Annotated in this window: 16 protein-coding genes; 14 read left to right on the top strand and 2 right to left on the bottom strand. The window is 69.3% G+C overall.

Annotated elements, in window-relative coordinates; all coding sequences use genetic code 11:
- Positions 1-101: 101 nt before the first annotated feature.
- From AC6I9V_RS06840 to AC6I9V_RS06795, 10 genes are all read left to right on the top strand, one after another.
- A complete protein-coding gene (locus tag AC6I9V_RS06840; RefSeq protein ID WP_497898820.1) occupies positions 102-563 on the top strand; it encodes an Asp23/Gls24 family envelope stress response protein in 462 nt (153 codons plus the stop codon).
- Positions 560-751 (top strand): hypothetical protein, encoded by a 192-nt coding sequence (locus AC6I9V_RS06835; protein WP_497898819.1) that lies wholly within the window; start codon positions 560-562, stop codon positions 749-751. The genes AC6I9V_RS06840 and AC6I9V_RS06835 overlap by 4 nt, the downstream gene beginning before the upstream one ends.
- A complete protein-coding gene (locus AC6I9V_RS06830; RefSeq protein ID WP_497898818.1) occupies positions 748-1116 on the top strand; it encodes a hypothetical protein in 369 nt (122 codons plus the stop codon). The genes AC6I9V_RS06835 and AC6I9V_RS06830 overlap by 4 nt, the downstream gene beginning before the upstream one ends.
- A gap of 125 nt (positions 1117-1241) precedes the next feature.
- Positions 1242-1805, top strand: a complete 564-nt coding sequence (locus tag AC6I9V_RS06825; protein WP_349413304.1) for a hypothetical protein — start codon at positions 1242-1244, stop codon at positions 1803-1805.
- Positions 1802-2413 (top strand): hypothetical protein, encoded by a 612-nt coding sequence (locus AC6I9V_RS06820; protein ID WP_497898817.1) that lies wholly within the window; start codon positions 1802-1804, stop codon positions 2411-2413. Before AC6I9V_RS06825 ends, AC6I9V_RS06820 begins: the two co-directional genes overlap by 4 nt.
- 260 nt (positions 2414-2673) lie before the next feature.
- Complete coding sequence (locus AC6I9V_RS06815) at positions 2674-3960, top strand: ABC transporter substrate-binding protein (protein ID WP_497898816.1); 1287 nt, start codon at positions 2674-2676, stop codon at positions 3958-3960.
- Positions 3961-3966: 6 nt separating this feature from the next.
- Positions 3967-5004, top strand: coding sequence for a carbohydrate ABC transporter permease (locus AC6I9V_RS06810; protein ID WP_497898815.1), 1038 nt, complete (start codon positions 3967-3969; stop codon positions 5002-5004).
- Positions 5001-5891, top strand: a complete 891-nt coding sequence (locus AC6I9V_RS06805) for a carbohydrate ABC transporter permease (protein ID WP_349413247.1) — start codon at positions 5001-5003, stop codon at positions 5889-5891. The genes AC6I9V_RS06810 and AC6I9V_RS06805 overlap by 4 nt, the downstream gene beginning before the upstream one ends.
- A gap of 24 nt (positions 5892-5915) precedes the next feature.
- Positions 5916-6170, top strand: coding sequence for a hypothetical protein (locus AC6I9V_RS06800; RefSeq protein ID WP_349413248.1), 255 nt, complete (start codon positions 5916-5918; stop codon positions 6168-6170).
- 109 nt (positions 6171-6279) lie between these two features.
- Positions 6280-7377 (top strand): LacI family DNA-binding transcriptional regulator, encoded by a 1098-nt coding sequence (locus tag AC6I9V_RS06795; RefSeq protein WP_497898814.1) that lies wholly within the window; start codon positions 6280-6282, stop codon positions 7375-7377.
- A gap of 34 nt (positions 7378-7411) precedes the next feature.
- On the opposite strand, the gene AC6I9V_RS06790 is transcribed toward AC6I9V_RS06795, so the two are convergent.
- Together AC6I9V_RS06790 and AC6I9V_RS06785 are read right to left on the bottom strand one after the other, a co-directional pair.
- Positions 7412-8335, bottom strand: coding sequence for a DUF8083 family protein (locus tag AC6I9V_RS06790; protein ID WP_497898813.1), 924 nt, complete (start codon positions 8333-8335; stop codon positions 7412-7414).
- A 31-nt stretch (positions 8336-8366) separates the two neighbouring features.
- Positions 8367-9173 (bottom strand): exodeoxyribonuclease III, encoded by an 807-nt coding sequence (locus AC6I9V_RS06785; RefSeq protein ID WP_497898812.1) that lies wholly within the window; start codon positions 9171-9173, stop codon positions 8367-8369.
- Between the two features lie 156 nt (positions 9174-9329).
- Between AC6I9V_RS06785 and AC6I9V_RS06780 the strand changes: the two genes are divergently transcribed.
- The 4 genes from AC6I9V_RS06780 to AC6I9V_RS06765 are packed head-to-tail and all read left to right on the top strand — an operon-like array spanning position 9330 to position 13678.
- Positions 9330-10829 carry a CoA-acylating methylmalonate-semialdehyde dehydrogenase gene (locus AC6I9V_RS06780; RefSeq protein ID WP_497898811.1) on the top strand — a complete coding sequence of 500 codons (1500 nt, stop codon included), beginning with the start codon at positions 9330-9332 and terminating at the stop codon, positions 10827-10829.
- Entirely contained in the window at positions 10829-11911 is a 1083-nt protein-coding gene (locus AC6I9V_RS06775) for an enoyl-CoA hydratase/isomerase family protein (RefSeq protein WP_497898810.1), read from the top strand. The genes AC6I9V_RS06780 and AC6I9V_RS06775 overlap by 1 nt, the downstream gene beginning before the upstream one ends.
- Positions 11904-12905, top strand: coding sequence for a 3-hydroxyisobutyrate dehydrogenase (mmsB, locus tag AC6I9V_RS06770; RefSeq protein ID WP_497898809.1), 1002 nt, complete (start codon positions 11904-11906; stop codon positions 12903-12905). Before AC6I9V_RS06775 ends, mmsB begins: the two co-directional genes overlap by 8 nt.
- Positions 12902-13678, top strand: a complete 777-nt coding sequence (locus AC6I9V_RS06765) for an enoyl-CoA hydratase (protein WP_497898808.1) — start codon at positions 12902-12904, stop codon at positions 13676-13678. Before mmsB ends, AC6I9V_RS06765 begins: the two co-directional genes overlap by 4 nt.
- Positions 13679-13683 lie beyond the last annotated feature (5 nt).

Genomic DNA, 13683 nt, shown 5'->3' with positions numbered 1-13683 from the left:
CCGCCTGGCCCCACCCCGCGGCGCTGCCGAAATCCCGCCGATCCGGCCCCACAGTCGCACCCAAGGGCTAGGGTGGTGTCAAAGAGAAGGGGGAGTGCCAGATGGAGTACCAGGATCCTCAGTCCGCACCGGGCCTTGAGGCGGGCCCGCCGGGGTCGGCCCGTGCCGCGACCGGCCGCACCGTGATATCCGAAGCCGCCGTCGCCAAGGTGGCCGGCATCGCCGCCCGGGCCGTCCCCGGGGTGTACTCGCTCGGCAGCGGACCGTCCCGCGCCCTCGGCGCCTTCCGCGACGCCGTCGGCAGCACGGACCACGCCGCCGGGGTGCGCGCCGAGGTTGGCGAGACCCAGGTGGCCGTTGACATTGACCTCGTGGCGCTCTACGGCACCCCGCTTCATCCCCTGGCGGACCAGATCCGCGCCGCGGTCTACGCCGCCGTGGAGGAGCTCGTCGGACTCCAGGTCATCGAGGTCAACATCGAGATCCACGACGTCTTCGTCCCCGGCCCGCCCAAGCCGCCGGCCCCCGGCGAAACCCGGCCCGTGAGAGAGGTACTCCAGTGAACCTGACCGTAGTCGGCATCGCGGCCGGCGCCTTCCTGGCCTTTATGTCCTTCGCGTTCGGCGTCTGGGGCTTCCTGGGCTCCCTGCTCTTCATGGCCCTTGGAGCCCTGCTGGGCCGGGCGGCGGAAGGGAAACTGGACCTGCGCAGCGTGTTTGACGCCATCACGGGCCGGCGTTCCTCCTCATGAGCGTCCCCGCAGGACGGCCCTTGGCCGGACACAACCGGATTAGCACCCAGGCCCTCACCAGCGTCGCCCGCGCCGCCGCCGCCGAGGCGCTCGGCGTGCCGGCCCAGGACGTCCGGGCGGACTGGACCGACGACGGCGGCCTGCTCGCCCTCTCGCTCGCCACGCCGATCGCCGTCCCCTCGCTGACGGCCGTGCTTCGGGACCCGGCCCGCGTCGCCGGCTTCGGCGGCCCCATCTGGGACCGGGCCGTGGCCGCGAAGGCGCAGATCCTGCGCCGCGTGACGGAACTCAGCGGCGCGCAGCTGAGCCGGGTGGATATCCGCATCAGCGGCGCCAGCGTCAGCGACGGCGGGAGGGTTCGGTGAGCCACGCCGCTGAACGCCACTACGGCGAAGCCGCCGCGCCCCGGGAGACCGGAACCGACGAAACCGGCGCCGGCCCCATCGCCGCCCCGGGTGCCGGGCCCGGGAGCCGCCCCGCGGCGGCCGGGATGGAGCGCGTCCTGGCGCGGGAGACCAGCTCTTCCCGCGCGTTCGCCGCCTCCATCGCGGCGATTCTGGTCATCGGGCTGTGCGGCTACGCCCTGCTGGAGACCGCCGTGCGCGCCGTCGGGCAGCCGCCGTGGCTGATCGACCCGCAAACCGCGGCGGACCGGATCACGGCCCTGCCCGCCGGCGTCGCCCCGCTGCTTCTGGGCGTCACCGGCGCCGTGGTCTTTGCCGCCGGGCTCTTCTTTTTCCTCAACGCGGTGCTGCCCGGACGGCGGGCCCGGCACGTGCTCGCGGACCCGCGGGCCGCCGTTGTGGTCGATGACGAGGTGATCGCATCGGCGCTGGCGCGGCGTGCCAGGCTGGCCGCCAACGTGACGCAGGAGCAGGTGATGGTGGTGGTGTCCCGGCGCCAGGTGCTGGTCAACGTCCGGCCCACCTCCGGCGTGCCGCTGCGCGAAGCGGACGTGCTGGCAGCCGTGCAGGCCGAGCTCCGGGCCATGGCGCTGTCGCCCATGCCCGAGGTCCGGGTCAACCTTGCCTCCTCGGGGGTGATCGGCGCGTGAACGGCACCCCACGAGTCCTGAACCGGATCCTGATCGGCATCCTCGGCGCCAAACTCCTGGTCATGGGAACCCTGATGGTCCTGCTCGCCACCGTCCCTGCGGTCGGAAGCTGGTGGCAGGGCTGGTCGGCGGGCGTGTGGGGCGCCGTACGCGGACTGTTCGACCGCACCCGGTTCCCCGGCCGGGCCGAAAGCTGGCTGTGGATTGTCATGGTGGTCCTGCTGCTGGCGGTGATCGGTGTGATGGTGGCGTGGCTGGCACAGCAGGGCAAGGGCCGGGCGAACCTGCTCGTCGCCGAGGACGACCCCGGTGAGGTCCCGGGCAGCGTCCGGATCGGCGGGGGCGTGGCGGAACAGGCGCTCAGGGCCGCCCTGGCCGACCGGCCGGACCTGGCCGGCGCCACGGTGGCCACCTATGAGTTCGAGGGTGAGCCGGCCTTGCGGGTCAGGGTGCTGCCGCGCCAGGGTGTGGCCCCGCACCTCCTGGCCGGGGAGGTCTCGGCCCTGGTCGAGGCGCTGGACGCCGTTGTTGGCAAACGCACGCCCGTGCTGATCCACATCGGGTCCGGCGCCCGCTCCAGGTTCGGCCGCGCTGAACGCGTCCGCTGACCGAGTCCACTGACCGGAAGCCGCGCGCGTCAGTCCGGTGAGGTTTTGGCAACATTTACCCCACCCGAAACCCCGGCCCCACACGGCCCGCCGCCGCGGCCGGCCGGGGCGCAGGGGCCGGACACCGGTCCCGCCTGTGGTTTCCGTTGCATAAAGGTTTAATGTAAACGCTTGCATTTCTCGCCGCCGGGTCGCTAGTGTGATGGTCACCACACCAACTGCACCACCGGTCCATCCGGTACTCAGCGAGGAGCACCTGTATGAAAACCCGTAAGTATCTACTTCCCGTAGCCGCGGCCGGTGTTCTGGCCCTCTCTCTCTCGGCCTGTGCAGGCGGCGGCGGGGGCGGCGGCGGTGGCACCTCGGGCGGCGGCGATGCGGCGGCCAACCTCGACGGCCGCGGACCCATCACCTATGTCCAGGGCAAGGACAACAGCAACGTGGTCCGCCCGCTGATCGAAAAGTGGAACGCCGCGCACCCGAACGAGAAGGTCACGTTCAAGGAGCAGACCGACCAGGCCGACCAGCAGCACGATGACCTGGTGCAGAACTTCCAGGCCAAGAACGCCAACTACGACGTGGTCAGCGTCGACGTCGTCTGGACCGCGGAGTTCGCTGCCAAGGGCTGGCTCCAGCCGCTCAAGGACAAGATGGCCCTCGACACGGCCGGGATGCTGAAGCCGACCCTCGACGCCGCGTCCTACAAGGGCACCCTGTACGCCGCGCCGGAGTCTTCCGACGGCGGCATCCTGTACTACCGCAAGGACCTGGTCCCCACGCCGCCGAAGACCTGGGACGAGATGATGGGCATGTGCTCCATCGCCAAGACCAACAACATCGGCTGCTACTCCGGCCAGTTCTCGAAGTATGAGGGTCTCACCGTCAACGCCTCCGAGGCGATCAACTCCTTCGGCGGCTCCGTGCTGGACAAGGACGGAAAGCCGAGCCTGAACACCGCGGACGCCAAGGCGGGCCTGACCAACCTGGCGAAGGCCTACGCGGACGGCAACATCCCCAAGGAAGCCATCACCTACAAGGAAGAGGAATCCCGCCAGGCATTCCAGGACGGCAAGCTGCTCTTCCTGCGCAACTGGCCCTACGTCTACAACCTGGCCACCACCGAGGGTTCCTCCAAGGTCAAGGACGTGCTCGGCATGACGGCGCTCCCCGGCAAGTCGGGCCCGGGCGCTTCCTCGCTCGGCGGCCACAGCGCCGGCATGAGCGTGTACTCCAAGAACAAGGCCACCGCGCTGGACTTCCTGAAGTTCCTCACCACCGAGGAGACGCAAAAGTTCTTCGCCACGCAGGGTTCGCTCGCTCCGGTGCTCACCAAGCTCTATGACGACAAGGACCTGGTCGCCAAGCTGCCGTACCTGCCGGTGCTGAAGACCTCGATCGAGAACGCCGTCCCGCGTCCGGTGACCCCGTTCTACCCGGCCGTGACCAAGGCCATCCAGGACAACGCATACTCGGCCATCAAGGGCGAGAAGGCAGTGGACGCAGCGCTGTCCGACATGCAGAAGTCCATCGAAACCCAGTCAAAGTAGTCAACAATGGCAACCGAATTGGGCCCGACGCCGGTTAAGAAGCCGGCGTCGGGCGGGACCGAGCTCCACCACGCACCCAAGGGGGTGGGGGAGGACAACGCGATCGCCAGCCAGGGCAGGTGGGCGTCGTGGCTGTTGGCCCCCACCATCATCGCGCTGGCCATCGTGATCGTTTACCCGATCATCAGCGCCATCGTTATGTCCTTCCAGGCCGACGCGGGCCTCGATCCTGCCACGGGCCTGTTCACCGAAGGCGGCCCGGCCGGCTTCACCAACTACATCAACTGGCTCGGCCAGCAGTGCGCGGCGCCCGACGGCGGCACCGTGTCCTGCCCGCCGGGCACCCTGGGGTCCCAGTTCTGGTCCGCGACGGCGACGACCTTCTTCTTCACCGTCGTGACCGTCGCGTTCGAGACCGTGCTCGGCTTCTGGATGGCCATGATCATGGCCCGCACCTTCAAGGGCCGCAGCCTGGTCCGCGCCGCCGTGCTGGTCCCGTGGGCCATCCCCACCGCCGTCACGGCCAAGCTGTGGCTGTTCATCTTCGCCTTCGAGGGCATCGCCAACAAGCTCTTCAACACCTCCATCCTCTGGACCGGCAGCGAGTGGCCGGCCAAGTGGGCGGTCATCATCGCGGACGTCTGGAAAACCACGCCGTTTATGGCGCTGCTGATCCTGGCCGGCCTGCAGATGATTCCCGCCGAGGTCTACGAGGCGGCCAAGGTCGACGGTGCCTCGGCCTGGCAGCGGTTCCGGATGATCACCCTGCCGCTGGTGAAGCCGGCGCTGATGGTGGCGATCCTGTTCCGCACCCTGGATGCGCTGCGCATGTTCGACCTCCCGTACATCCTGACCGGCGGCGCGAACAACACCACTACGCTCTCCATCCTGGTGATCAACCAGATCAGGCAGGGCTTCAACGTGGCGGCCGCACTATCCACCATTACCTTCATCATCATTTTCCTTGTCGCCTTCATCTTCGTGCGCTTCCTCGGCGCGAACGTGGTGGAACAGCAGACCGGTGCAAGTAAGGGGAAGAAATGACCACCGCCGCGACCGAGCTGCGCGCGCAGCAGGACCGTGGGCGCAAGACCGCCCAGAACCGGGAGAAGTGGGCCCAGGGCCGCACGTACCTAAGTGCCGTGGTGATCCTCATCTGGTGTCTGGCCCCGGCCTACTGGATGGTGGTGACGGCTTTCCGCGATGTCGGCTTCACTTACGACACCTCGATCCTGCCGACGCACGTCACGCTGGACAACTTCAACACCGCCTTCGATACCTCCTTCGGCAACCGCTTCGGCCAGGCACTGCTCAACAGTGTGTTCATCGGCGTCGTGGTGACCGTGGTGTCGCTGGTGATCGGCGTGTTCGCCGCGTACGCCCTGGCCCGGCTTAATTTCCGGTTCAAGTACCTTGTACTCGGCTTCATCCTGGGCGCCTCGATGTTCCCCGGCGTCGCCCTCATCACCCCGCTGTTCCAGCTGTTCACCAACATCGGCTGGATGGGTACCTACCAGGCCCTGATCATCCCGAACATCTCGTTCGTGCTGCCGCTGACCGTCTACACCATGACGTCCTTCTTCCGCGAAATGCCGTGGGAGCTCGAGGAGTCGGCCCGGGTGGACGGCTGCACGCAGGGCCAGGCCTTCCGCAAGGTGATCATGCCGCTTGCGGCTCCGGCCATCTTCACGACGGCGATCCTGGCGTTCATCTCCTCATGGAACGAGTTCCTGATCGCCAGCCAGCTCTCCAGCGACAAGACCCAGCCGGTCACCGTCGCCATCGCGAGCTTCGCCGGCGCGCAGCCCAACCAGATCCCCTACACGGCGATCATGGCGGCCGGCACCATCGTGACCATCCCGCTGGTGATCCTGGTGCTGGTGTTCCAGCGCAAGATCGTGGCGGGCCTCACGGCGGGCGCCGTCAAGTGACGGCCACGTGAGCGCGGGTTTGTCATGACAGCCGGACAGAACCAGGGCGAGGTCCGGCCCACGCACCGCAGGGTGCGCTCGGGCGAGGACTTCGACATCATTATCGGGTTCCTGGGCTTCTGGGCCGTTGTGCTGCTGGCGGTCACCGTCTGGATGGAGGTGACCGCCCAGCCGGCCCTCGGTTGGGCCCTCGGTCTGCTGGGCGCGCTGCTGGCCCTGTACGGGATGATCCGGCTCCGGCGCCGGCTGCCCGGGCGGACGGCCGCCCGGCGGCGCTGAACCCGGGGCGTCAATGCGGCGCCGGGGTCCCGTCGGACACTAGGATAAAACGGCGCCGCGGGGGCGGCACGCCGGCCACGCTTCTGCGGCCGGACGACAAGGGGACACGGTGGCACGGACAACAGACAGGGCGCAACGCGGAGGCCACTCCGGCGTCAGCATCGAGGACGTGGCGGCGGCGGCCGGGGTTTCCACCGCCACCGTCTCCCGCGCCGTCCGGGGCCTGCCCCGGGTTTCGCCCGCCACCCGGGAAAAGATCCTCGACATCGCGCAGGCGCTCGGCTACGTGGCGTCGTCCTCGGCCTCGGGCCTGGCCACCGGACGCACCCGGACCATCGGGGTGCTGGCCCCCTTCGTCAGCCGCTGGTTCTTCTCCAAAGCCATCGAAGGGGCGGACCGGGAACTGCACGGCCGCCAGTACAACCTGTCGCTGTTCAATCTCGGCGGCCACGGCAGCCACCGCGAACGGCTGTTCAGCAAGACCATGGTCTACAAGCAGATCGACGCTCTCCTGGTCCTCTGCATGGCCCTGACCCGCGAGGAACTTGAGCACCTGCAGAAAATCGACATCCCGCTCGTCGTCGTCGGCGGCCACGTCGAGGGCTGCGCGTACATCGGGATTGACGACTACGAGGCCGCCTCCACCGCGGTGCGCCACCTCATCGGCCTGGGCCACAAGGACATAGCGCTGCTCCACGGCGACGACGAGACGGACCTGAACTTCGACGTTCCCCGCGTGCGGATCAAGGCGTTCCAGGATGTGATGGCCGAGGCGGGACTCGACGTCCGGCCGGAATGGGACGAGTGGGGGGACTTCACCGTCCACAGCGGCCAGGAAGCGTTCCGCCGGCTGTGGGACCGGCCCGGTCCCAAGCCCACCGCGATCTTCTGCGCCTCGGACGAGATGGCCATGGGGGTCATTTTCGAGGCGCGCCGGGAGGGCGTCCGGATTCCGGAGGATCTCTCGGTAGTGGGGATCGATGACCACGAATTCTCCGCCGCCGTGGGCCTCACCACCGTGCGCCAGCGGCCCGACGAGCAGGCCGAACTCGGCACCAAAATGCTGCTGGACGAACTCGACGGCATGGCAGGGGCGGTGCGTTCCACCGTGGCACCGCACCGGCTGATCGTCCGGAGCACGACGGCGGCCCCGCGCCTTCCGGAGCCCCTGGCGCCGGTGTCGGGCCGGCAGTCCCGGCACCGCTAGGCCGGCTGCCGGCACCCCAGGCGGCGCGGGCACCTCAGGAGGCGCGGGCCAGCTGCCGGATCGGAATCCAGCGGGAGGCAAGCCGCCGGTAGGCGGCCGCCGCGCCAGTCATGTCGCCCTCGGCGAGGCACTCGATCCCCAGCCGCACGTCCAGCGGGGATTCGTCCGGGTAGACCTTGTCCGCCACCGCGCCGTAGTCGAGCTCCACGACCGAATCCGGGTGGAAGAGCTCCAGCCACTCGGTGAGCTGCGTCAGGTCCTCCAGCATGTCGAGATCGGGGGCGGCGAGGGCGAGGTGGGCGACGGCGTGCCGGACCCGCTCCAGCGAGGCGCCGAGCGTCGCCCGGATCCGTACGGTGATGATCCGGCCGCCGGACTCCACCACCTCCGTGGGGTCGGATTCCTGGAACAGGCAGAACCAGCTGAACGGGATCCCCCAGGTCGAGGCACGGGTGTGGACCCGGCCGATCCCTTCGCGCGCCTTGACCTGGTCGATGCGCTCCTGGTGCCGGTCGCGCTGCTCCTCGGGGATCAGCAGCTGGGCCAGCGGTCCGTGGATTCCCTCCATCAGGGCGTTGGCCGCCAGCCCGGCCCGGAGCACCAGCTGGCTGGGGCAGTACAGCAGCCTGGCGGGCAGCACCTCGCCGTCGTCGGCCTCCTCAGGGGCAGCAGGGCGGGAGCCCGTGCTGCGACCGGTGGTGTTTCCGCCGTCGCTGACGGCCAGCACGCGCACCAGGTCCGTGTGGCCGGTGGGGAAGGGGTCACCGCCGGGGCGGGTGATGCGGCCGAGCGAGGCCAGCAGCTCGGCGTTCTCCACGGCGGCGCGGGACTCCGCTCGGGCACCCGCGGACCGCAGGGCCTCCCGCTGCTCGGCGGGGAAGGCTTCCAGGGGCTCGTAGACCCGCAGCGTCGAGGAAAACGGCAACCCGGCCTGGCCGTGGTAGAGGTTCCCCGTCATTGCGGGCCTGCGTTTCCCTGGCGCGTGGCCATCAGTCGGCCAGCTCCGCGATCACCGGGGCGTGGTCCGAGGCGCCCTTGCCCTTGCGCTCTTCGCGGTCGATCGATGCGCCGGTCACCCGCGCCGCCAGGGCTGGGGAGGCCAGGATGAAGTCGATCCGCATCCCTTCCTTCTTCGGGAACCGCAGCTGGGTGTAGTCCCAGTAGGTGTAGACCCCGGGGCCGGGCGCGTGTGGCCGGACGACGTCGGCGAAGCCGGCATCCTCGAAGGCGTGGAAGGCCGCGCGCTCCGGCTCGCTGACATGCGTCAGGCCCTCGGCGCGGAAATAGTCGATGTCCCAGACATCCTCGTCGCGCGGGGCGATGTTCCAGTCGCCCATCAGTGCGATCTGGGCCTCCGGGTTGGCCTGGACCCAGCCCTCGGAGTGGGCGCGGAGGGTGTCCAGCCAGCTGAGCTTGTAGGGCATGTGCTCATCATCGAGCGCCCGGCCGTTGGGGACGTAGAGGCTCCAGACCCGGATCCCGCCGCAGGTGGCGCCGATCGCGCGGGCCTCCTGCACCTCGTCCTTGCCGCCCTTGCCGAAGGCGGGCTGGTCCATAAAGGTGCGTTCGACGTCGTCGAGGCCCACCCGCGAGGCGATGGCTACCCCGTTCCACTGGCTCAGGCCGAAGTGGGCGACCTCGTAGCCCATCCGCTCGAAGAGCTCCCACGGAAAGTTCTCGTCCTTGCACTTGGTTTCCTGGATGGCCAGGACATCGCAGTCCGTGCGCTGCAGCCAGGCCTCCACACGGTCGGCACGGGCACGGAGCGAGTTCACATTCCAGGTAGCAATTTTCACAGTTCCTAACTTACCTTTCCTGGGCCGGGGGTGGAGCGGCCGCGGCTGTCAGGCCCGAGCTACCTGCACGCGCCGGACGGTCTGGAGATTAGTAGGAAGTCCGAGTATATTCGGGAGCAGAGATGATCTAGGTCACATGCAAAGGAGCATTCCATCATGGTTCGTGAGCTTTCCCATTACGTCGGCGGACAGCACGTGGAGGGCACCTCGGGGCGCTTCAGCGACGTCTACGACCCCTGCACCGGCGAGGTCCAGGCACGCCTGCCGCTGGCCAGCGCCGAGGAAGTCCGCAACGTGGTGTCCAACGCGGAGAAGGGCCAGCTGGAGTGGGCCGCGATGAACCCGCAGCGCCGCGGCCGGATCCTGCTGAAGTTCGTGGACCTGGTCAACCAGAACATGGACGAGCTCGCCACCCTGCTCTCCTCCGAGCACGGCAAGACCTTCCTCGACGCCAAGGGCGACATCCAGCGCGGCATCGAAGTCGTCGAGTTTGCAGCGGGCGCCCCGCACCTGCTCAAGGGCGAGTTCTCCGACAGCGCCGGGACCGGCGTCGACGTCCACTCCATGCGGCAGCCGCTCGGCGTCGTTGCCGGCATCACCCCGTTCAACTTCCCGGCCATGATCCCGCTCTGGAAGTCCGGCCCCGCCCTGGCCGCCGGCAACTCCTTCATCCTCAAGCCTTCCGAGCGCGACCCCTCCGTGCCGCTGCGCCTCGCCGAGCTGTTCACCGAGGCCGGCCTGCCGGACGGCGTCTTCAACGTGGTCAACGGCGACAAGGAAGCCGTGGACGCCCTGCTTGAGGACCCCCGCGTCCAGGCCATCGGCTTCGTCGGCTCCACCCCGATCGCGCAGTACATCTACGCCACCGCCGCCGCGCACGGCAAGCGCGCCCAGTGCTTCGGCGGCGCCAAGAACCACATGGTGATCATGCCGGACGCGGACCTGGACATGGCCGCCGACGCCCTGATCGGCGCCGGCTTCGGCTCCGCCGGCGAACGCTGTATGGCCATCTCCGTCGCCGTCCCGGTGGGCAAGGCCACCGGCGACGCGCTCGTGGCGAAGCTGCAGGAACGGATCGCGGACCTCAAGGTGGGCCACAGTCTCGCCAAGGACTCGGACTTCGGCCCGGTCGTGGCAGCCTCCGCCAAGGAGCGGATCGAGGGCTACATCGCCGCCGGCGTCGAGGAAGGCGCCAGCCTGCTTACCGACGGCCGTGGCCTCAAGGTGGAGGGCTACGACGGCGGCTTCTGGGTGGGCCCGACCCTCTTCGACAACGTCACCAAGGACATGACGATCTACAAGGAGGAAATCTTCGGCCCGGTGCTCAGCGTGCTCCGCGCCGAGGACTACGACGAGGCCCTGCGCCTGTGCAGCGAGCACGAATTCGGCAACGGCGTGGCCATCTTCACCCGCGACGGCGACGCCGCCCGCGACTTCGCCAGCCGGGTCCAGGTGGGCATGGTGGGCATCAACGTCCCGATTCCGGTACCAATCGCCTACTACACCTTCGGCGGCTGGAAGGCCTCCGGGTTCGGCGACCTCAACCAGCACGGCGCCGACGCGTTCCGGTTCTACACCAAGACCAAAACGGTCACCACCCGCTGGCCCTCCGGCATCCGCCAGGGCGCCAGTTTCGTGATGCCGGAAGGCAGCTGATGACGGAGCAGGGGACCGAACCGAACTCCGCCGGGCAGGCCGCCGAGGTCCGTTTCGAGCGCCGCGGCCGGCTCGGCGTCATCACGCTGGACCGGCCCAAGGCCGTCAACGCGCTGACCGCCGGCATGGCCGCCGCGATGCTGGAGCAGCTCACGGCCTGGGCCGACGACGACGCCGTCGCCGCGGTCCTGGTGCGCGGCGCCGGCGAGCGTGGACTGTGCGCCGGCGGCGACATCGTGGCCATCTACCGGGACATGATCGACGGCGGCGACTCCACGGCGGACTTCTGGGCCGTCGAATACCGGCTGAACCTGCTGATCTCCGAGTACCCCAAGCCCTACGTGGCCTTTATGGACGGGCTGGTCCTGGGCGGCGGGGTGGGCATCTCCGCGCACGGCTCGGTCCGGATCGTCACCGAACGCACCCGGATGGGCATGCCGGAAACCACGATCGGGTTTGTGCCCGACGTCGGCGGGACGCTCCTGCTCTCCCGCTCGCCCGGCGAAACCGGCACCCACGCGGCGCTCACCGGAGCGCACCTGAGCGGCGCCGACGCGCTGTTCCTGGGGCTTGCGGACAACTACGTCCCCGCCGCGCAACTCCCGGACCTGGCGGCCGCGCTCGAAACGGAGCCCGTGGACGCCGCCGTCGCACGGTTCGCCGCAGAAGCGCCCCCCTCGGTCCTGGCCGCGCAGCAGGAATGGATCGATGTCTGCTATGCCGGCGACGACGCCGAGGAGATCCTGCACCGGCTGCGCACCGTCGGCGGGGAAGCCGTGGACGTCGCCGACACGATCGCGGCCAAGTCCCCGACCGCCGTCAAGGTGGCACTGGCCTCGCTGCGCCGCGTCCGCGGGCTGAGCCTCGCCGAAGCTCTTGAGCAGGAGTACCGGGTGGGCCTGCGGTTCCTCGCCGGGCCCGACTTCCGCGAGGGCATCCGCGCCCAGGTGGTGGACAAGGACCGCGCCCCGCACTGGCAGCCGGCCAGCCTGGCCGAGGTCAGCCTCGACGACGTCGAGGCGTACTTCGCGCCGCTGGGCGAACGCGAACTGAAGCTTTCGAAGGAGCACGACAATGTCTGAAGCATCCGCGACTGAACCATCGCCTGCTGAAGCCTCGCAGCCCGCGGCGCAGGCCGGCCCCATCGCGTTCCTGGGCCTGGGCCACATGGGCGGCCCGATGGCCGTCAACCTGGTCAAGGCCGGGTACACCGTGACCGGCTTCGACGTGGTGCCGGCGGCGCTGGACGCCGCCAGAGCCCACGGGATCGCCACCGCGGACACCGCCGCCGAGGCCGTCGCGGGCGCCGCTGTCGTGCTGACCATGCTGCCCAGCGGCAAACACCTGCTGGACGCGTTCCGCGGCACCCTTGATCAGCCCGGCAAACCCGGCGCGCCGGGCCTGCTGGCCGCCGCCGCGCCCGGGACGATGTTCCTGGACTGCTCCACCATCAACGTGGACGAGGCCCGCGAGGCCTCCGCCCTGGCGGTCGAGGCCGGCCACCGGGCCGTGGACGCGCCGGTCTCCGGCGGCGTGGTCGGCGCCGAGGCCGGAACCCTGACGTTTATGGTCGGCGCGACCGACGAGGACTTCGACGCCGTCAAGCCGATGCTCGAAGTGATGGGCAAGCGGGTGGTCCACTGCGGCGGCCACGGCGCCGGGCAGGCCGCGAAGATCTGCAACAACATGATCCTGGGCGTCTCGATGATCGCCGTCAGCGAGGCCTTTGTGCTCGGTGAGAAGCTCGGGTTGACGCACCAGGCGCTCTTCGACGTCGCCTCGGCCGCGTCCGGGCAGTGCTGGGCGCTGACCACCAACTGCCCCGTGCCCGGCCCGGTGCCGACCAGCCCGGCCAACCGCGACTACCAGCCGGGCTTCGCCGGCGCCCTGATGGCCAAGGACCTGAAGTTGGCCCTCAACGCCCTCGAAAGCACCGGGGTCGCCGCCCGGCTGGGACCGCTGGCCTCCGAAATTTACGATACCTTTGCCGCGGAAGGCGGTGCCGCCCGGGACTTCTCCGGCATCATCACCGACATCCGGGACAAATCCGAACAGCAGCCGAGGGGACAGGCATGAGCGAGTACACAAACATTCTGGTGGAGCGCCGCGGCCGCGTGGGCCTCGTGACGCTCAACCGGCCCGAGGCGCTGAACGCCCTGAACAAGGCGACCATGGACGAGCTCGTCGCCGCCGTTTCCGCGATGGACACCGATCCTGACGTCGGTGCCGTCGTGATGACCGGCTCCGCCAAGGCATTCGCCGCCGGCGCGGACATCAAGGAGATGCAGTCCAAGGGCTACATGGAGATGTACGCCGCCGACTGGTTCCGCGGCTGGGAAGACTTCACGCGGCTGCGCATCCCCGTGGTGGCCGCGGTGTCCGGATTCGCCCTGGGCGGCGGCTGCGAGCTGGCGATGATGTGCGACTTCATCATCGCGGGGGACAACGCCAAGTTCGGCCAGCCCGAGATCAACCTGGGGGTCCTCCCGGGCATGGGCGGCTCGCAGCGTCTCACCCGCGCGGTGGGGAAGTCCAAGGCGATGGACATGATCCTCACCGGCCGTTTTATGGACGCCGAAGAAGCCGAGCGCGCCGGCCTGGTCTCCCGCGTGGTCCCGGCCGCCGAGGTCGTCGAGGAGGCCGTGAAGGCCGCGGCGGTGATTGCCTCCAAGTCCAAGCCGGTGGCCATGGTGGCGAAGGAGGCAGTCAACGCCGCCTTTGAAACCGGGCTGGCCCAGGGTGTGCTGTTCGAACGCCGCGTCTTCCACTCGCTCTTCGCCACCGAGGACCAGAAGGAGGGCATGGCCGCGTTCAGCGAGAAGCGGCAGCCCGACTTCAAGCACCGGTAGCTCGG

Source organism: Arthrobacter sp. SlRoot2-15 (assembly GCF_059739345.1).
Note: the sequence above shows the minus strand (reverse complement) of the source record. Positions and strands in the feature narration are given on the sequence as shown.